The organism is Solicola agrisoli (assembly GCF_049059935.1).
Classification (GTDB): Bacteria; Actinomycetota; Actinomycetes; order Propionibacteriales; family Nocardioidaceae; genus JAURVT01.
On sequence record NZ_JBMGQR010000083.1, the window covers coordinates 1 to 17,084 of the forward strand.

Consider the following 17,084-nt stretch of genomic DNA (forward strand, 5'->3'; position numbering starts at 1 on the left):
CCCTCGGCCGCGGCGTCCGCCGCCTCGGTCTCGTCGAGCACGAACCCGCCGCCGATCGAGTAGTAGGTGCGCAGGACGACGCGCGCGCCGTCGGCGTCGAGCGCCTCGAACGTCATGGCGTTGGTGTGGAACGGCAGCCGCTTCCTGCGGTGCATCACGACGTCGTCGTCGAGGTCGAAGACCACCGCGTGGCGTCCGAGCAGGTCGAGCTTGCCCGAGGTGCGCACGGCGTCGAGGACGGCCGGCGCGCTCGCGGGGTCGACGGTGTCGGGCATCTCGCCGCGCAGCCCGAGCACGACGGCCTTGACGCTGCCGTGCCCGTGGCCCGTCGCGCCGAGCGAGCCGAACAGCTCGACGTGGACGCCGGCCGTCCGGTCGAGGTCGCCGTCGGCCTCGAGCGCGCGGACGAACAGGCTCGCGGCGCGCATCGGCCCGACGGTGTGGGAGCTGGACGGCCCGATGCCGATCTTGAACAGGTCGAAGGCGCTGACGGCCACGGTCCCCTCCCTCTGCCGGTCTGCTTCGTCACACCGTACGGCGGGAAGATCACGGTCCGGTGTCACGTTCGGACCGGTATGAAGATCGCACTCGTCGGAGCAGGAAACATCGGCAGCAACCTCGCCCGCGCGTTCACGCGCGCCGGCCACGAGGTGACCGTCGCCAACTCGCGCGGACCCGAGACGCTGGGCGACCTCGTCGCCGAGACCGGCGCCACCGCCCTCCCCGTCGAGGACGTGACCCGGGGCGCGGACGTCGTCGTCGTGACGATCCCGCAGGGCAAGACCCCCGACCTTCCGAAGGACCTCTTCGCCGGCGCGTCGGACGAGGTCGTCGTCATCGACACCAACAACTACTACCCGGGCCGCGACGGCAAGATCGACGCCATCGAGGCCGGCCAGACCGAGAGCGCCTGGGTCGCCGAGCAGATCGGCCGCCCGGTCGTGAAGGCCTTCAACGGCATCTACGCCGACCACATCTCCACCGAGGGCAAGCCCGCCGGCGACCCCGACCGCCGCGCCCTCCCCGTCGCGGGCGACCAGGACGTCGCCAAGAAGGTCGTCATCGGCCTGCTCGACGACATCGGCTTCGACGCCGCCGACGGTGGCACGCTCGACGAGTCGTGGCGCCAGCAGCCCGGCACCCCGTCCTACGGCCTCACCGCCGACCGGGACGGCATCACCGCCGCCCTCGCCGCCGCCTCCCCCGAGCGCACCGCGGAGTGGAAGGCCTGACCCCCACTCCCCCCACGGGAGTCGCCGAGATACGGGACATGCACCACCTGGAGCCCTCCGGTGGTGCATGTCCCGTATCTCGACGGGTCTGGTGCGATCTGCCAGGGTGGTGGCGATGCGTCGCCTGCTGCTCGGACTCCCGCCATGGTCCGGTGGCCTGCTCGCCGGCGTGATGTACACCGTCTCGATGGCGGTGTTCGACGTGGTTGGCGGCAGCTTCAGCCTCGCCGGCTCGCTGGTCCGCGGAGTGGTGTTCACGGTCCTCATGACGGTCTTCTTCGCGGTGTTCGGCTCCCGCCGCCACGCCGCGGCCGGACTGACCGACCCGGTACGGCGACGACAGGCGAGCCTCGACTCCCGGATCGGCGCACCCCCGTCGGACCCCGAGCGACGAGCGGCTGCGCTCCGGTTGCTCGAGGCGACACGAGCCCAGAACCGGCGAAGCCTGCGGTGGGCGGTGCCGCTCCTGGCGGTCTTCGGGGCGTTGAGCGTCTGGCTCGCGATCACCGAGTCCCCGTGGTGGACCCTCAACCTGCTGGTCCCCGCCCTGGTCGCGGCGGCCTCGGTGTGGGAGCACGTCCGCGACACCCGCCGCGTCCGGCTCCTGCGCGAGGGGACGCCCGGTGCGTGACGGAGGCAGGTGGGGACTGGCGATCCTCCTCGGACTGCTGTTCTCCGCGGTCCTCGCCGGGGTGTTCTGGGCCACCGGGTCCGACGCGACGACGAGCCTGCTCGTCGGCGCCTCCGCCTGGCCCTTCCTCCTCCTCGGCGCGTCTCTCGTTCTCCGCTACCGTGGTGACCAGGCCAGCGCGTCGAGTGCGCGGTCCGGCATCACCACCGACGAAGGCTGGCGGTCCCTGCGCCGCACGATCGCGGGCAGGGAGGTGCCGACCGACCCGCGGGTGCGGCGCGAGGCGGTCGTGCAGTTGCGCCGCAGCGCGGGGATGACCCGGACGCACGTCGTCGTCACGGTGGTCCTGACCGCCGTGGCGATCCTGCAGACGGGCCTCGCACTCGGCACCGGCAGCGTCCTCGTGCCCGCGCTCGCCTGGTTGGTCGCAGCGATGGGCTTGGCGCAGGTGGCCCTCACCCGCATCCACGGCCGCCGAGCCGACGAGCTCGAGGCCACCCCCGACGACCCCCCGTCCGCGATATGAAGCCTTGATGTGGTCATACGCCTCCTTTGACCACCCGAAGGCTTCAGATCGGGGACGGGAGGGGCGCGCAGGTGGGAGGATGCGGCGCATGCGACGCGCGCTCGGGGCCACGCCGACAGGGGTGCTCGCCCTTGCGGTCGGCGTCGGGGTGGGTGTCTGGGCGAACCTGTTCCGCCCGCTCCCCGAGGCACTGACCGCCGGCGTCCTCGCCGCCTCGCTGCTCGTCGCCGTGGTCGTGCTCGGACGGATCCGCAGCCTGCCCGACGACGTGGACGAGCTGACCGTCCGCGTGCGAGCCGCACGACGGCGCGCGGCGTGGACTCAGCCGGCGTTGTCCGTGACCGCCTCCCTGCTCCTGGTGGCGGGGCTGGCGACCACGACGCTGCTCTGGCTCGCCGGGGCCGCTCTGCTCGCGCTGATGCGGGTGCTCTGGTGGGAGGAGTACCGCACGGCGCGACGGCTGCAGGACGTCCGGCCGCCGTTCGCGCACCCGCCGGTCTAGCGCTCCCTCTGCGGGTCGAGCAGCTGGGCGAGGTGGATGCCGGAGCGGTCGGCGAGGTCGTCGAGCTGGGTGCGGCAGCTGAACCCGTCGGCGAGGACGACGGCGTCGGGTCCGGCGTCGCGGACGGCGGGCAGCAGCTGGTGCTCGGCGACGGCGACGGACACCTCGTGGTGGCCGATCTCGACGCCGAAATTGCCCGCCAGGCCGCAGCACCCGCCGAGGCGCTGGACGTCGGCGCCCGCCGACTCCAGCAGCTGGGCGTCCGGGCTCCAGCCCATCACCGCGTGGTGGTGGCAGTGCGGCTGCGCGACCACCTGCGTGCCTTCGAGCGACGGCGGCGTCCACGACTCGTCCGTCGCGAGCAGCTCGGCGAGCGTCCTGGTGGCCGACGCGACCGAGCGCGAGGCGTCGTCGCCCAGCAGCTCGACGGCGTCGCTGCGCAGCACGCCGGTGCACGACGGCTCGATGCCGACGATCGGGGTGCCCTCCGCGGCGGCGGGCAGCAGCGCGTCGACGGTCTCGCGCAGGATGCGGCGGGCGCCGTCGAGCTGGCCGGTGGTGATCCAGGTGAGCCCGCAGCAGGTGGGCTTCGGGGTGAGCGTGGGCGAGAAGCCCGCGTCCTCGAGCACCCGCACCATCGACTGCCCGACCTCGGGCGAGAAGTGGTCAGTGAACGAGTCGACGAACAGGAGCACCGGCTTGCCCGTCGTCGACCGCTCGGCGGCCGTCGAGGTGAACCAGTCGCGGAACGACCGCTGCGCGAACGCCGGCACCGAGCGACGGTGGTCGACGCCGGCCGCCCACAGCCCCACGCGTCCGAGGCCGGGCAGCCGGATCGCGGTGTTCACGAGGGACGCCAGGCGGAACCGCGTGACGAGGCGCGCCCACCGCGGCAGCCAGCCGAGCGCGTAGTGCGAGCGCGGACGCAGCCGTCGCTTGTACGACTGGTGCAGCACCTCAGCCTTGTACGTCGCCATGTCGATGCCCGTGGGGCAGTCCGACGCGCAGCCCTTGCACGACAGGCACAGGTCGAGCGCCTCGTGCACCTCCGGCGAGCGCCAGCCCTTGACGTCCGACCCGTTGACCATCTCCTGCAGGACGCGCGCGCGACCGCGGGTGGAGTCCTTCTCCTCGCGCGTGGCCAGGAACGACGGGCACATGACGCCGCCGCCGGCGGTGAGGTCGGCGCGGCACTTGCCCACGCCGGTGCAGCGGTGGACGGCCTGGCCCAGGTCGCCGCCGTCGTGCTCGTACGCGAACGCGAGGTTGCGGCGCAGCGGCGGCGCGGCGGGCACCCGCAGGCGCGCGTCGAGCGGCTCGGGGTCGACGAGGACGCCGGGGTTGAGGATGCCGTCGGGGTCCATCACGTGCTTGACGGCCTTGAACAGGCCGATCATCTCCGGCGAGTACATCCTCGGCAGCAGCTCGCTGCGCGCGCGGCCGTCACCGTGCTCGCCCGACAGCGAGCCGCCGTAGCCGGCGACGAGGTCGGCCGCGGCCTCGAGGAACGAGCGGAAGGCCGCGGCCCCGTTGGGCTTGTCGAGCGGGTAGTCCAGGCGGACGTGCATGCACCCGTCGCCGAAGTGGCCGTAGGGCATGGCCGAGAGGTCGTGCTCGCCGAGCAGCACCTCGAAGTCGCGCAGGTAGTCGCCGAGCCGCTCGGGCGGGACGGCGGTGTCCTCCCAGCCGGCGTGCGCGGGACGTCCGGACGGCGCGCGTCCGGCGAGGCCGGCGCCGTCCTCGCGGATGCGCCACAGCGTCGCGGCGCGGCGGGTGTCGGAGACGATCTCGGACGCGCGGTGCGGCACCTGGGCCACCATCGCCTCGGCGCGGGCGCGGACGTCGTCCTCGTCGTCGCCGCTCACCTCGGTGAGCAGCCACGCGCGGCCGTCGGGCAGGACGGGCAGCGCGCTCTCGCCGAGACGCTCGCGGACGACGTCGACGATGCGCGAGTCCAGGCCCTCGCACGCGCTGGGTCCGTGCTCGAGGATGCGGGGCGCCATGTCGCCGGCGGTGGGCATGTCGTCGAAACCGAGGACGACGAGCAGACGGTGCCGCGGGTCGGCCACGAGGCGGACGGTGGCCTCGGTGACGACGCCCAGCGTGCCCTCGCTGCCGACGAGCGCGCGCGTCAGGTCGAAGTCGTGCTCGGGCAGCAGGTGCTCCAGCGAGTAGCCCGACACCTGGCGGCCGAAGCGGCCGAGCTCGGTGCGGACGACGCCGAGGTGGTCCCCGACGAGGGCGCGCAGCGCGTCCACCTGGGCGTCGGCGCCGGTGACGGTGGGCGTGCCGCCGGACGGCGCGGTGGCCGTGAGCAGCGCACCGGTGCCCGTCACGACGTCGAGCGCGGCGACGTTGTCGCTGGTGCGGCCGTAGCCGAGGGTGCGGGCGCCGCACGCGTTGTTGCCGATCATGCCGCCGATGGTGCAGCGCGTGTGCGTCGACGGGTCGGGGCCGAACCGCAGGCCCGCGGGCGTCGCGCGTCCCATCAGCGCGGCGTGCACGGTGCCGGGCTGGACGCGGGCCGTCCGCGCCTCGCGGTCGACGCCGAGCACCTGGTTCATGTGGCGGCTGAAGTCGAGGACGACCCCGTCGCCCACCGCGTTGCCGGCCACCGACGTGCCCGCGCCGCGCGCCGTCACCGGCACGCCGGTCTCGCGCGCCACGGCGAGCACGCGCGACACCTCCTCGGCGTCGCGCGGGCGCACCACCGCCTGCGGGACGACGCGGTAGAGCGAGGCGTCGGAGGAGTAGGCGGCGCGCGTCGTGCCGTCGGTCAGCACCTCGGCCACCCCGGCGGCGCGCAGGGCGCGTCCGACGTCGGTCGTGGCGGGGGCGCTGGTGAGGGTGGCCATGAGTAACATGTTACTCATGGCCCGGGCGTCCCTCACCGACGACGTCGTCGCCCACGTGCGCGACGAGGTGCGGGCCGGACGCCTGGTGCCGGGCGAGCTGTACTCGGTGTACCGGCTGTCCGACGACCTCGGCGTCTCGCGCAGCCCCGTCCGCGAGGGCCTGCTGCGGCTGTCCGAGGCGGGACTGGTGGCGTTCGAGCGCAACCGCGGCTTCCGCATCCACCTGCCCGACCCGCACGACATCGCCGAGATCTTCGCCGTCCGCCTCGCGCTCGAGGTGCCGGCGGCCCGCAGGCTGGCCGGGCGGGTGACGCCGTCGGTCCGCGCCGAGCTGGAGACGCAGCGCGACGCGATGCGCGCCGCCGTCGTGGCCGGGGACGAGGCCGCGTTCTCGCGCGACGACCGCGGGCTGCACGCGCTCGTCCTCGAGCGGTCGGGCAACCGGCGCGCGGCGGCCGTCGTCGACGGGCTGCGCGAGACCACACGGCTGCTGGGCGCGTCGACGTCACGCTCGCTGGAGCACGTCCGGGCCGAGCACGACCCCCTCGTCGACGCGTTGCTGGCCGGTGACGCCGACGCCGCGGGCGAGGCGATGCGCGTCCACCTGGAGCGGACGGGCCGGCTGCTCGCGGGCGCCGACGCGTGGGCGGACGTCGTCGAGTAGGGACGAACCACGGCAGACGGTCGCGAACCACGGCACGTCCGCCGTGGTCCGCGACCGTTCACCAGGAGACCGTGGTGGACGACACCACCCGCCGCGCTGCGCCCGGCCCCCACCACCCCGACACTGGCGGGGTGGGCATGAGGGCGCTGGTGACGGGTGCGAGCGGGTACGTGGGGTCGCGGCTGGTGGCCGCGCTGGCGCACGAGGGCCACACCGTGCTGGCAGCCTCGCGCAGGCCCGAGTCGCTGGAGCCGTTCGACTGGCCCCGCGACCTCGTCAGCCCACTCGCCCTCGACGTCGGTGACGACGACCTGTGCGCGCAGGGTCTGGCCGAGGCCGGCCAGGTCGACGTCGCGTACTACCTGGTGCACGCGATCGGCTCGGGGTCGTTCGCCGAGAAGGACCGTGAGTCGGCCCGCCGGTTCGGACGCACGGCCAAGGCCGCGGGCGTCGGCCGCGTCGTCTACCTCGGCGGGTTCGTGCCCGACGGCGAGACGCTGTCGGAGCACCTCGACAGCCGCGCCGAGGTCGGCGAGGAGCTGCAGCGCAGCGGCTGTGACGTCGTCTGGCTCAAGGCCGCGATCGTCACCGGCGCGGGCTCCACCCCCTACGAGCTGATCCGGCACCTCGCCGAGCGGCTGCCCGTCATCCCGGTGCCAGCCTGGATGGACCACCACGTCCAGCCCATCGCGATCACCGACGTGATCCACTACCTGCTCGCGTCGGCCGACCCCGACGTCGTCCCGGCCGGCGCCTACGACATCGCCGGCGAGGAGACCGTCCCGTACACGCGGCTCATCGAGCTGTACGTGGAGGCGGCGGGCCTGCGTCGTCGGCTGGTGCGCGTCCCCGGCGTGACGCCCGGGATGGCCGCGCCGGCCGTCGCACGGCTGACGCCCGTGCCGACGGCGATGATGGAGGACCTCGTGCTCTCGATGTCCAACTCCATGCAGAGCGGGGACGACCGCATCCGCGAGCTCGTCCCCGACCCCGAGGGCGGCCTGGTGACCGTCGCCGACTCCCTGGCCCGTGCCCGCGGGGACGGCGGAGAGGCGCCGGGCGTCTACGCGGCCACCGACCTGCTCGCCCCCGTCGCCACCGATCCCGCGTGGACGCGGCGCGAGGCCGGCGGCATCACCCACCAGCTCAGCCGCGTGACGTCGCTGCGCGCGCTGCTGCCCGGTTGAGGGGTTCACACCTGATCCACAGGTGACTGTCAGCGGCGCCTAGGGCTGGGCTCGCACCGTGGGGTCATGACGAACTCATCCCGCGGCGGCCTGGTCCGCCGGGCCCGCACCCACCTGGCCCTCACGGCGGCGAGCGGACTCGTCGTCGCCGGCGCCGTCACCGGCTACCTCGCGATCGACGGCGGCACCGCGACCGCCCAGAGCGAGACCAACCAGCAGTCCACGGCGTCCACGACCACCGACTCCGGCTCGGGGTCCAGCAGCAGCTCCAGCACCGACTCGGGCAGCACCTCGGGCTCGTCCGGGCTGTCGAGCACCGACCAGTCCGGCCAGGCCGCGGGCGGGAGCAACGCGTCATGACCGCCACCGCCCGCTGGACCGCGTGGTCGTGCGAGGTCAACCTCGTCGTCGCCCGAGCCTCGTCCCTCCCGATGGCCCGGGTGTTCCTCGAGGACCTCCTCGACGACGTCGACCGCGCCGTCAGCCGGTTCCGTCCCGACTCCGACCTGGCTCGCGTCAACGCCGCCGCGGGCCGGCTCGTCGCGGTGTCGCCGCTGACGATGCGGCTCGTCGACGTCGCGCTCGACGCCGCCCGCACGACCGACGGCCTGACGGACCCGACGGTGGGCGCCCACGTGGTCGCCGCCGGGTACGACGGCGACATCGCCGACGTGCGCAACCGTCTCGCCCCCGCGCGCGTGCCCGCGCCCCGCCCGGCCACCTGGGAGGACGTCCGCGTCGACCGCGACCTGCGTCGCCTGGGCGTGCCTGCCGGCGTCCGCCTCGACCTCGGCGCCACCGCCAAGGCGTGGACGGCCGACGAGGCCGCCGTGCAGGTGGCCCGTCGCCTGCACACCCCGGTGCTGGTGGAGATCGGCGGCGACGTCGCCGTCCGCACCTCGGCCGACCGCCCGTTCACCGTCGCGGTGTCCGAGCGGGCCGGCGAGGCCGCCGAGCTCGTCGCGGTGCACCACGGCGGCGTCGCGACGTCGTCCACCACCGCGCGGCGTTGGCACCGCGCCGACGGACCCGCGCACCACGTCGTCGACCCGCGCACCGGACGTCCGGCGCAGGGGGCGTGGCGCACCGTCAGCGTCTGGGCGCCGACGGCCGTGGAGGCCAACGCCGCCAGCACCGCCATGATCTGCCTCGACCGCTCCGAGGGCCTCGCGTTCCTGGACGACCGCGGGCTGCCGGCCCGTCTGGTCGGTCAGGACGGCACCGTCGAGCACACCCGTGCGTGGCCCCAGCAGAGCAGGGCCGCCTGATGCTGCTCTGGTGGATCGCGCGAGGCACCGGCGTCGCGGCCCTCGTCGCCTTCACGGTCGCGACGGCCGCCGGCGCGCTGACCAGCGGCAGCCGCGGACGCTCGTCCCTCGCCGTCGAGCGCCGGTTCCTGGTGCAGATGCTGCACCGTTCGGCCGCCGTCACCGGGCTGGTGCTGCTGCTCGTCCACGCGGTGACGATCGTCGCCGACGCGTACGTCGACGTCAGCGCCACCTCGACCGTGCTGCCGTTCACCAGCGCGTACGAGCCGTTCGCCGTGGGCCTGGGGTCGCTCGCGCTGTGGGCCTTCGTGGCCACCTCGGTGAGCGGCGCGGTGCGCGGACGGCTCGCGTCGTCCGCCCCGGCCAGCCGCGGGTGGCGTGCCGTCCACTGCCTGGCCTACGTCGGCTGGGCGCTGAGCATCGGCCACGGGTTCCTCGCCGGCACCGACTCGGGCACGCCGTGGCTGCTCGCGGTCTACGCCGCGTGCGTGGCGCTCGTCGCCGCGGCGGTCGCGCAGCGACTGCGGGCCGCCCGCACCCACGCCCGCAGCCCGCTCACCCGGGCCCGTCAGCAGTCCGCCCAGCAGACCGGGAGCACCCGATGACCGTCCTCGACCACCGCCCCGCCACTCAGCCGCCCGTCCGCTGGCTCGGCGTCCCCCGCCTGCTCGCCGGCACGGCCGTCGGCACCGTCGACCTCGCCCGCCACCGGTCCCTCCACGGCGGGCTCGCCCTGCCCACCCGCGCCGAGCTGCGCCTGGCCGTCTCGCTGGCCCGGCTGCGCGGACGCGGTGGCGCGGCGTTCCCGGTGTTCCGCAAGCTCGACTCGTTGCCCGACGACGGCGCCCACGCCGTGGTCGTCAACGGCAGCGAGAGCGAGCCCGCCAGCCACAAGGACCGCGTGCTCATGCGCCTGGCCCCGCACCTCGTCCTCGACGGCGCCCTCGGCGTCGCGCACGCCGTCGGGGCTGCCCGGGTCGTCGTCGCCGTCCACGACGAGGCCGCGGGCCGAGCGCTCGCCGCCGCCGTCGCCGACCGTGCGGACGCCGCCCGGGTCGAGGTGGTGCGCTCGGGCGGCAGCTTCGTCTCCGGCGAGGCGCGCGCGCTGCTCACCGGCCTCTCCGGCGCACCCGCCCTGCCCGACGGACGTCGCACGCTGCCCACCGCGCACGGGCTCGACGCCCGTCCCACCTTCGTCTCCAACGCCGAGACCTTCGCCCAGATCGGTCTGCTGCTCACCGAGGGCGTCGACGCGCACCTGGCCACGGGCACGCCCGGCGAGCCCGGCACCACCCTGGTGACCCTGCTCGGCGACGTCGACGCGCCCGGCGTGGTCGAGGTGCCGCACGGCATGGCGCTGTCGGACCTGCTCGGCCACGAGCGGACGCCCGTCCTCGTCGGCGGCTACCACGGCTCGTGGGTGGCCGGCGCCGGCGCCGCCGTGCTCGACCGCGACGCCCTGACCGCCGCGGGAACCCCCTGGGGCGCCGGAGTGCTCGCCCGCCTGGGCGCGGACACCTGTGCGCTCGGCGAGGTGCACCGTGTCGTCGCCTGGCTCGCCGCCCAGTCCGCCGGGCAGTGCGGACCCTGCGTGTTCGGCCTCCCCGCGGTGGCCGACGCCGTCGGCGACGTCGTCCGCGGCGGCGGTCAGCCGGCCGTCGACCGGGTGGGACTGCTCGTCGGGGCCGTCGACGGACGTGGCGCGTGCGCGCACCCCGACGGCACGGCGCGCTTCGTCCGCTCGGCCCTGCGGACCCTCGCGGGCGAGGTCGCCGTGCACGCGACCCACGGCGGCTGCGGCCGTCCGGTGCTCGGCCGGCTCCCCCTGGGCGGTGCGCGATGAGCGCGCACCGCGACCAGGCCGCCGAGCGACTCGTCGTCGACTGGACCCGCTGCGACGGCCACGGCCTCTGCGCGAGCCTGCTGCCCGACGGCGTGACCCTCGACCCGTGGGGCTTCCCCGTCCTCGACGGCGCCCCCCTGCCCGCCGACCGCGTCCGCGACGCCCGCCGCGCCGCCCTCGCCTGCCCCGCCCTGGCCCTGCGCCTCGAGCGCGGCTGACGAGAGTCTCTGGATCGTGGCTGGTCTCTGGATCGTGGTCGCGATGGCGACCACGATCCAGAGATCCACGTCCGGAGGGTGCGCCGATAGCCTGGGTCGGTGACCGAGACCCGAGTGCTCCTGCCCGCCGTCGGTGCCGTGCTGCTCGACATGGACGGGACGCTGCTGGAGTCCGAGCACGCGTCCGACCGGTGCTGGATCGCCTGGTGCGCCAAGCGCGGCAAGGACCCGGCCGTCGTCCTCCCGGCCGGACGGGGACGACGCGCGTCCGCCACGATGCGCGACCTCGCCCCCGAGCTGGGTGAGGCCGAGCTCGCCGCCGACATCGAGGAGTTCGCCGTCACGGAGGCGGCGGACACCGACGGCATCCATGCGCTGACGGGCTCGGCCGCCCTGCTCGCCGACCTACGCGCACGGGACGTGCCGCACGCGCTCGTCACCTCGGCCGGCGGACCGCTCGCGACGGCCCGCTTCACCGCCGCCGACCTCGTGCGGCCGGACGTCGCGGTGCACGGCGACGAGGTCACCGAGAGCAAGCCGCACCCCGAGGGCTTCCTCACCGCCGCGCGGCTGCTCGACGTCGAACCCGCCGCCTGCGTGGTGCTGGAGGACTCCGAGGCCGGCGTCGCCGCCGCCCGTGCGGCGGGCATGCGGGTGATCGGCATCGGCGACCCCGCCCGCGAGCTCGAGGTGGACGCCTGGGCGCCGCACCCCGGCGGTGTGGGGCTCGTCCGGGAGGACGGCGTGTGGGCGCTCCAGGTGGACGAGCAGGGCTGAGACCAGCCGTCGGCTAGGTGGCGGCACGCACCCGGCCGTACGGTGGCGGTACTGGTCCCTGCGGCGCCCGACCCGGGTGCCGGGGCGGGCTCGTGGAGAGGCGGACGCCATGACGGCGTCGCACGGTCCCGACACATCCACCCCCACCGACGGCGACCGCGTGCCGCTCCGGCTCGAGATGGTCCACTCGCCTGCTGACGGGCTCGTCTACGACGGGACGTGGCGTCCGCAGTCCGACGACCTGACCGTCGAGCTGCCGGACCTGCTCGACCACCTGCCCCGCGAGCTCGGGCACGTCATCCGCGTGGTCTACACCGCGGCGCAGTGGCAGCCCGCACCCCGCCGCATCCTGCTGGCGCACCGGTGGATCAAGGCGGGGCACTTCCCCCGTGACGAGAGGCCGCTGCTGCTGCTGACGCTGACGTCCCACCGCATCCTCCGGCTGCTGGTCGAACCGGCGGACGCGGCGGACGGTCAGGCCTTGGCCGCCAGGTAGGTGGCCGCGAGGTCCTTGTCGCCGTGGCCGGCGTCGGACGCGACCTGCAGCTCGTGGCGCAACGCGTCCATGAGCCGCGGGTCGAGGCCGGCCTGACGGGCGGCATCGGCGATCAGGCCGGCGTCCTTGAGGCCACCGTCGATCGCGAACTGAGGATCGAAGTCACCGGCGACGATGGCCTTGGTCTTCATCGCGACGTACGGCGCGTCCATGGCGCCGCCGCCGATCGCGTCGAGGAACTGCTGCGGTTCCAGGCCGAACGCCTCGGCCATGGCGACCGACTGGCCGATGCCGCCGACGACGGTGAGCACCCAGGCGTTGCAGACCAGCTTGAGACGGCTGGCGGAGCCGACCGGACCCACCCAGAGGGTGCGCGAGCCGATGGCGTCGAGCACCGGCGCGACCCGCGCCTGCAGCGACTCCTCCCCCGACGCCAGCACCACGAGGTTGCCGCTCTCGGCGGGCCCCTTGGTGCCCAGCACGGGCGCGTCGACGAACGCGACGCCACGCTCGGCCGCGACCGCGGCCACGGCGTCGGTGCCGTCGACACCGAGGGTGCTGGTCTGCACCCACACGGCGTCGTCACCCAGCGACGACGCGGCCTGCGTCATCACCTCGAGGACGCTGGCGGTGTCGAACAGCATCGTGACGACGACGTCGGCCCCCTCCACCGCCTCGGCGGGCGTGGACGCGACCGTGGCGCCGGCCTCGCCGAGGGGCGCGGCCTTGTCGGCCGAACGGTTCCAGACCGACAGCTCGAGCCCGGCCTCGAGGATGTTGTGCGCCATGCCGGCGCCCATCGTCCCCAGGCCGAGCAGAGCGACGCGAGGGCTCACGCGTCGCCGCCGACCTCGAGCAGGGCCTGGTTGAAGGCCGGGATGTCGTCGGGGTTGCGCGAGGTGATGAGCTTCCAGTCGTTGCCGGGGCAGACGAAGACTTCCTCGTCGACCCAGCTGCCGCCCGCGTTCGTCACGTCGGTCCGCAGCGACGGGAACGAGGTGAGCGTCTTGCCCGGCAGCACGCCGGCCTCGACGAGCACCCAGGGGGCGTGGCAGATGGCGGCGACCGGCTTCTTGGCGTCGACCCAGGCCTTGACGAAGTCGACGGCCTCCGGAGTGGCGCGCAGCGTGTCGGCGTTGACCGTGCCGCCGGGGAGGACGAGCACGTCGTAGGCGGACGCGTCGACGTCGGCCAGCGCGATCGTGGACTGGAAGACCTCGTCCTTGTCGACGTCGCCGACCATCGACTGGACGTCGCCCTTCTCGGGGGCGGCGTGCTCCAGGGAGCCGCCGGCCTTCTCGATCGCGGCCCAGGGGTCGGCCAGCTCGGGCTTCTCGACGCCCTGGTTCGACGTGAGGAACAGGTACCTGCTCATGGTGTTCTCCTCCAGCTCGTGGGTTCGGCTCCACGCAACCACCGGCGCGGGACGTCCGCACGTCGGCGGCGACTGCGTCACACCGCGGATGGGGTCAGCTGACGACGGAGCCCGGGAGCGCCGCCGCGACGGCGGCCCGGATGGCGTCCTGCTCGAGGTCGAACTCCGGGCCGACGTCGCCCTCGAGGTAGGCGTCGGCGGAACGGCGGAGGCGGTCCTTGAGGTCGTCGGGGAGATCGATGTGGTCGAGGTCGACCGAGCACGGGATGTCGGCCATCGCGGTGGCGAGGTCGACGAGGCCGTCGCTGCCCTCCTCGGGCTCGACCCGCAGGTACGGCGGCCGGCGCAGGGACAGCTCCTCGACGCCCACGCCGAAGGACTCGGCGGTGAAGGTGAGCGCGCCGTCGACGTAGGCGATCGCGAACTCACCGTCGCCCGCGTGGGTGACCGACCGGACGGTGCGTGGCTCGACGTCGATGCCCTCGTCGTCGGAGAGGTCGACGTCGCGCACACCCGACTCCAGCCGGATCCGCACCGGCACGCCGGGGACGGGCGAGTCGTCGACGGGAAGAATCAGCGTGACGGCGCCGTCGCCGGGCCGCTCCAGCCGCGACTCCCCGAGGTCGACGAGCACACCGTCGAGCACCATCTGCGACACGTCGCCGACGGGGAGGTCGGCGGACTCGACGAGGACGCCCGTGCGCACCTCGTAGCGCTCACCTGCGGGCTCGTCGTCGACGAGGAACACCGCGGTGCCGTCCTCGTCGAAGACCAGCCGGGCCTCGGGCGTCGTCTCGTGCGTGCGCGATCGCCATCGTCCGAGCCATCCCATGGCCCCGTTGTACACGCGGACCTCTGGATCGTGGTCGCCGCAGCGACCACGATCCAGAGACCAGCCACGATCCAGAGACTCTCGTCAGGCGGCGGCGGTGACCCTGATGTCGTTGCGCCAGGGGTCCTGGAACGACAGGGTGCGGCCGTCGTCGGCGCGGTCGACCGACGCGTCGGCGAGGCGGGACGACAGGGCGGCGACGTCGTCGGTGGTGGGGACGACGATCGTCACCTCGCCGAGCCCGAGCGTGGCGGCGCGGGCGGGGGCGCCGGCGGAGTTCCACGTGTTCATCGCCATGTGGTGGTGGTAGCCGCCGGCGGAGACGAACAGGGCGCCGTTCCACTCCGCGACGGTCTCGAAGCCGAGGGTGTCGACGTAGAACGCGCGGGCGGTGGGCACGTCGCCGACCTGCAGGTGGACGTGGCCGATGGTGGCGGGAACCTGCTCGGCGGACGCGATCGCGCCGTCGGTGAGGTGCTGCTCGAGGTACTCGTTCGGGTCGAGCCGCAGCGCGCCCATCTTCACCTGCGTGCCCTCCCACGACCAGGTGGAGCGGTCGCGGTCCCAGTAGATCTCGATGCCGTTGCCCTCGGGGTCGGTGAAGTAGAAGGCGAGGCTGACGATGTGGTCGGCGCTGCCGACGTAGGCGCCGCCCTGCGCGCGGGCCGCGCGGGCGACGGTGGCCGCGAGGTTCTCCTGCGACGACACGAGGAACGCGGTGTGGAACAGGCCGGCCTGGCCGGGCCGGGGCAGCGGGAGGCCGGGGGCGTGGTGCAGCACGAGGAGTGCGGTGCCGCCGCGCCCCAGGACGACGACGCCGCCCGCGTCGCTGATCGTCTCCAGCGCGAGGGCGTCGCGGTAGTAGGCCTCCATCGCCTTCAGGTCGCTGACGTGCAGCGTGACGGCGTCCATGCGGGTGGCGGGCGCCAGCAGCTCGCCGCGCGCGGCGCGGTCGGCGTCGAGCGGGGCGGGGGTGACGCGGTCGGTGGTCGTGCTCATGGTGTCCAGGCTAGAGGTATTCACTTGAAGCGTCAACTAAATCAGACCTGCGATCATTCCCCCGTGCGTGCCGTGGTGGTGGACGAGTTCGGTGCCGTGCCCCGTGTCGGCGAGGTGGACGAGCCGCCGTGCCCGTCCCACGGCGCGGTCGTCGAGGTGCGTGTCACGGGCGTCTGCCGCAGCGACTGGCACGCCTGGCACGGTCACGACGACTCGGTCTCCCTCCCCCACGTGCCCGGCCACGAGTTCGCCGGCGTGGTGGTCGCCGTGGGCGACGACGTCCGCGGCTGGACCGGCGGCGAGCGCGTCACCGCACCCTTCGTCAACGCCTGCGGCACCTGCGCGACGTGCCGCGAGGGCCGGCAGAGCGTCTGCCCGCACCAGACCCAGCCCGGGTTCGACCGCCTCGGCTCCTTCGCCGAGCGCGTGGTCGTCCACCACGCCGACGTCAACCTCGTCGCCGTGCCCGACGGGGTGGACGACGCCACCGCCGCGGGTCTGGGCTGCCGGTTCGCGACCGCCTACCGCGCCGTGGGCGCGCGCGGACGTGCCGCGGCGGGCGAGCACGTGGTCGTCCTCGGCTGCGGCGGCGTGGGGCTGGCCGCCGTGGTGGTGGCCGTCGCCCGTGGCGCGCACGTGGTCGCGGTCGACGTCTCGACCGGTGCGCTCGACCTCGCCCGGGCGCTCGGCGCGTCCGTGACGATCGACGCCTCGGGCGACGTCGACGCGCTGGTACGTGAGGCGACGGACGGCGGAGCGCACCTCGTCGTCGAGGCCCTCGGCCGCGCGGCGCTGCTCCGTCAGGGCCTCGCGCTGCTCCGGCCCGGCGGACGCCACGTCCAGGTCGGGCTGCTGGCCGGTGCCGACGCGTCGCCGCAGGTGGACGTCGGACGGGTGGTCGCCCTCGAGCTCGAGCTGCTCGGCAGCCACGGCATGTCGGCGCACGAGTACCCGGCGATGCTGGCCGAGATCGCGGACGGGACGCTCGACGCCGCCGCGCTCGTCGGGCGACGGATCGGCCTCGACGAGGCCCCGGACGCGCTCGCGGCGATGGACCGGCCGGCGACGTCGGCGGGCACCACCGTCGTCGTCCTGTGAGGGTCCGCGCCTACGTCAGATGGCGCACACCCGGCCGCGGAAGGGTTGGGTGGACGGGCCGATCATGAGACAGTCGTCGTTGACCTCATCCCCCCGTCGAGGACCTGACCGACCTGTGCCTCCCGCTCGTCACCGCGCCGCCAAGCACGTAGCCGAACGCCAGCCCCGTCGTCGACCCTCCGCGCGGGTCGTCGTCGCCGGTCTCGCGACGGTGGCGGTCCTCGGCACAACGGCGGCGTTCGCGCTCCCGGGCGGCAGCGACGACACCACGCCCACCGCGGCGCGGGCCGGCTTCACGGCCCAGGCCCCCGCGGGCACCGGGAAGTCGGAGGCCGGCGCGTCGCGCGGCACCGACACCGTCAGCCGCTCGGCCGCGGCCGCCCGTGCGGCCATCGAGACCGCTCCGCTGACGTCCGCCGCCTCGGGCCAGGAGACGTCCGCCCCCGCGCTCACCGCCAAGACCAAGATGTGGGTGGCCGACGACGTCGACCTGCGCACCGGCCCGGCCGAGTCGTTCCCGTCCGACGGCGACGTCGCCGAGGGCAAGCGCCTCGACGTCACCGGCACCACCGACGGCGACT

21 protein-coding genes are annotated in these 17,084 nt (G+C 74.6%); 15 read left to right on the plus strand and 6 right to left on the minus strand.

Annotated features, from left to right (window positions below):
* Window positions 1-497: serine dehydratase beta chain (locus tag ACI6PP_RS19995; protein ID WP_421113407.1), on the minus strand; the 497-nt coding region annotated here is incomplete at its 3' end.
* Between the two features lie 78 nt (window positions 498-575).
* On the opposite strand from ACI6PP_RS19995, the gene ACI6PP_RS20000 reads away from it, so the two are divergent.
* The 4 genes from ACI6PP_RS20000 (at window position 576) to ACI6PP_RS20015 (ending at window position 2,891) form a co-directional block, all read left to right on the plus strand.
* Complete coding sequence (locus tag ACI6PP_RS20000; protein WP_421113408.1) at window positions 576-1,232, plus strand: NADPH-dependent F420 reductase; 657 nt, start codon at window positions 576-578, stop codon at window positions 1,230-1,232.
* A 115-nt stretch (window positions 1,233-1,347) separates the two neighbouring features.
* The gene (locus tag ACI6PP_RS20005; RefSeq protein WP_421113409.1) at window positions 1,348-1,863 is read left to right on the plus strand and encodes a hypothetical protein; all 516 of its coding nucleotides are present in this window, start codon (window positions 1,348-1,350) and stop codon (window positions 1,861-1,863) included.
* Complete coding sequence (locus tag ACI6PP_RS20010) at window positions 1,856-2,389, plus strand: hypothetical protein (protein WP_421113410.1); 534 nt, start codon at window positions 1,856-1,858, stop codon at window positions 2,387-2,389. Before ACI6PP_RS20005 ends, ACI6PP_RS20010 begins: the two co-directional genes overlap by 8 nt.
* 88 nt (window positions 2,390-2,477) lie before the next feature.
* Window positions 2,478-2,891, plus strand: coding sequence for a hypothetical protein (locus tag ACI6PP_RS20015; RefSeq protein ID WP_421113411.1), 414 nt, complete (start codon window positions 2,478-2,480; stop codon window positions 2,889-2,891).
* Here the strand turns inward: ACI6PP_RS20015 and ACI6PP_RS20020 are convergent.
* Complete coding sequence (locus tag ACI6PP_RS20020; RefSeq protein ID WP_421113412.1) at window positions 2,888-5,746, minus strand: FAD-binding and (Fe-S)-binding domain-containing protein; 2,859 nt, start codon at window positions 5,744-5,746, stop codon at window positions 2,888-2,890. The two genes, ACI6PP_RS20015 and ACI6PP_RS20020, sit on opposite strands and share 4 nt — an antisense overlap.
* Before the next feature lie 16 nt (window positions 5,747-5,762).
* Here ACI6PP_RS20020 and ACI6PP_RS20025 point away from each other — a divergent pair, with 16 nt between their 5' ends.
* The 9 genes from ACI6PP_RS20025 (at window position 5,763) to ACI6PP_RS20065 (ending at window position 12,199) form a co-directional block, all read left to right on the plus strand.
* Entirely contained in the window at window positions 5,763-6,410 is a 648-nt protein-coding gene (locus tag ACI6PP_RS20025; RefSeq protein ID WP_421113413.1) for a GntR family transcriptional regulator, read from the plus strand.
* 74 nt (window positions 6,411-6,484) lie between these two features.
* Window positions 6,485-7,597: an NAD(P)H-binding protein gene (locus ACI6PP_RS20030; protein ID WP_421113414.1), complete on the plus strand. Its 1,113-nt coding sequence runs from the start codon at window positions 6,485-6,487 to the stop codon at window positions 7,595-7,597.
* 66 nt (window positions 7,598-7,663) lie between these two features.
* On the plus strand, window positions 7,664-7,957 hold the full coding sequence (locus ACI6PP_RS20035) for a hypothetical protein (protein ID WP_421113415.1): 294 nt from the start codon (window positions 7,664-7,666) through the stop codon (window positions 7,955-7,957).
* Window positions 7,954-8,865 carry an FAD:protein FMN transferase gene (locus ACI6PP_RS20040; protein ID WP_421113416.1) on the plus strand — a complete coding sequence of 304 codons (912 nt, stop codon included), beginning with the start codon at window positions 7,954-7,956 and terminating at the stop codon, window positions 8,863-8,865. The genes ACI6PP_RS20035 and ACI6PP_RS20040 overlap by 4 nt, the downstream gene beginning before the upstream one ends.
* A complete protein-coding gene (locus ACI6PP_RS20045) occupies window positions 8,838-9,470 on the plus strand; it encodes a ferric reductase-like transmembrane domain-containing protein (RefSeq protein WP_421113417.1) in 633 nt (210 codons plus the stop codon). The genes ACI6PP_RS20040 and ACI6PP_RS20045 overlap by 28 nt, the downstream gene beginning before the upstream one ends.
* The gene (locus ACI6PP_RS20050) at window positions 9,467-10,708 is read left to right on the plus strand and encodes an NADH-ubiquinone oxidoreductase-F iron-sulfur binding region domain-containing protein (protein WP_421113418.1); all 1,242 of its coding nucleotides are present in this window, start codon (window positions 9,467-9,469) and stop codon (window positions 10,706-10,708) included. The genes ACI6PP_RS20045 and ACI6PP_RS20050 overlap by 4 nt, the downstream gene beginning before the upstream one ends.
* Window positions 10,705-10,926 (plus strand): ferredoxin, encoded by a 222-nt coding sequence (locus ACI6PP_RS20055; protein WP_421113419.1) that lies wholly within the window; start codon window positions 10,705-10,707, stop codon window positions 10,924-10,926. The genes ACI6PP_RS20050 and ACI6PP_RS20055 overlap by 4 nt, the downstream gene beginning before the upstream one ends.
* A gap of 99 nt (window positions 10,927-11,025) precedes the next feature.
* Window positions 11,026-11,703, plus strand: coding sequence for an HAD-IA family hydrolase (locus tag ACI6PP_RS20060; RefSeq protein WP_421113420.1), 678 nt, complete (start codon window positions 11,026-11,028; stop codon window positions 11,701-11,703).
* A gap of 109 nt (window positions 11,704-11,812) precedes the next feature.
* Window positions 11,813-12,199, plus strand: coding sequence for a DUF5994 family protein (locus ACI6PP_RS20065; RefSeq protein ID WP_421113421.1), 387 nt, complete (start codon window positions 11,813-11,815; stop codon window positions 12,197-12,199).
* Here ACI6PP_RS20065 and ACI6PP_RS20070 read toward each other — a convergent pair.
* The 4 genes from ACI6PP_RS20070 to ACI6PP_RS20085 all read right to left on the minus strand — a co-directional run bounded on the left by ACI6PP_RS20070 (window position 12,178) and on the right by ACI6PP_RS20085 (window position 15,405).
* Window positions 12,178-13,035, minus strand: coding sequence for an NAD(P)-dependent oxidoreductase (locus tag ACI6PP_RS20070; RefSeq protein ID WP_421113422.1), 858 nt, complete (start codon window positions 13,033-13,035; stop codon window positions 12,178-12,180). The two genes, ACI6PP_RS20065 and ACI6PP_RS20070, sit on opposite strands and share 22 nt — an antisense overlap.
* Complete coding sequence (locus ACI6PP_RS20075; RefSeq protein ID WP_421113423.1) at window positions 13,032-13,574, minus strand: type 1 glutamine amidotransferase domain-containing protein; 543 nt, start codon at window positions 13,572-13,574, stop codon at window positions 13,032-13,034. The genes ACI6PP_RS20070 and ACI6PP_RS20075 overlap by 4 nt, the downstream gene beginning before the upstream one ends.
* A 94-nt stretch (window positions 13,575-13,668) precedes the next feature.
* Window positions 13,669-14,406, minus strand: a complete 738-nt coding sequence (locus ACI6PP_RS20080; protein ID WP_421113424.1) for a hypothetical protein — start codon at window positions 14,404-14,406, stop codon at window positions 13,669-13,671.
* Between the two features lie 84 nt (window positions 14,407-14,490).
* Entirely contained in the window at window positions 14,491-15,405 is a 915-nt protein-coding gene (locus ACI6PP_RS20085; protein WP_421113425.1) for a VOC family protein, read from the minus strand.
* Window positions 15,406-15,468: 63 nt separating this feature from the next.
* Between ACI6PP_RS20085 and ACI6PP_RS20090 the strand changes: the two genes are divergently transcribed.
* On the plus strand, window positions 15,469-16,503 hold the full coding sequence (locus ACI6PP_RS20090; protein WP_421113426.1) for an alcohol dehydrogenase catalytic domain-containing protein: 1,035 nt from the start codon (window positions 15,469-15,471) through the stop codon (window positions 16,501-16,503).
* A 115-nt stretch (window positions 16,504-16,618) separates the two neighbouring features.
* Window positions 16,619-17,084, plus strand: a 466-nt coding sequence (locus tag ACI6PP_RS20095; RefSeq protein ID WP_421113427.1) for a hypothetical protein, incomplete at its 3' end; no start/stop codon positions are given.

What these genes read in the sequence shown, in the direction of transcription:
- ACI6PP_RS20005 (WP_421113409.1), top strand. Translation starts at nt 1,348, where the DNA reads ATGCGTCGCCTGCTGCTCGGACTCCCGCCATGGTCCGGTGGCCTGCTC.
- ACI6PP_RS20015 (WP_421113411.1), top strand. Translation starts at nt 2,478, where the DNA reads ATGCGACGCGCGCTCGGGGCCACGCCGACAGGGGTGCTCGCCCTTGCG.
- ACI6PP_RS20055 (WP_421113419.1), top strand. Translation starts at nt 10,705, where the DNA reads ATGAGCGCGCACCGCGACCAGGCCGCCGAGCGACTCGTCGTCGACTGG.
- ACI6PP_RS20025 (WP_421113413.1), top strand. Translation starts at nt 5,763, where the DNA reads ATGGCCCGGGCGTCCCTCACCGACGACGTCGTCGCCCACGTGCGCGAC.
- ACI6PP_RS20035 (WP_421113415.1), top strand. Translation starts at nt 7,664, where the DNA reads ATGACGAACTCATCCCGCGGCGGCCTGGTCCGCCGGGCCCGCACCCAC.
- ACI6PP_RS20080 (WP_421113424.1), bottom strand. Translation starts at nt 14,406, where the DNA reads ATGGGATGGCTCGGACGATGGCGATCGCGCACGCACGAGACGACGCCC.
- ACI6PP_RS20000 (WP_421113408.1), top strand. Translation starts at nt 576, where the DNA reads ATGAAGATCGCACTCGTCGGAGCAGGAAACATCGGCAGCAACCTCGCC.
- ACI6PP_RS20085 (WP_421113425.1), bottom strand. Translation starts at nt 15,405, where the DNA reads ATGAGCACGACCACCGACCGCGTCACCCCCGCCCCGCTCGACGCCGAC.
- ACI6PP_RS20050 (WP_421113418.1), top strand. Translation starts at nt 9,467, where the DNA reads ATGACCGTCCTCGACCACCGCCCCGCCACTCAGCCGCCCGTCCGCTGG.
- ACI6PP_RS20075 (WP_421113423.1), bottom strand. Translation starts at nt 13,574, where the DNA reads ATGAGCAGGTACCTGTTCCTCACGTCGAACCAGGGCGTCGAGAAGCCC.
- ACI6PP_RS20040 (WP_421113416.1), top strand. Translation starts at nt 7,954, where the DNA reads ATGACCGCCACCGCCCGCTGGACCGCGTGGTCGTGCGAGGTCAACCTC.
- ACI6PP_RS20020 (WP_421113412.1), bottom strand. Translation starts at nt 5,746, where the DNA reads ATGGCCACCCTCACCAGCGCCCCCGCCACGACCGACGTCGGACGCGCC.
- ACI6PP_RS20065 (WP_421113421.1), top strand. Translation starts at nt 11,813, where the DNA reads ATGACGGCGTCGCACGGTCCCGACACATCCACCCCCACCGACGGCGAC.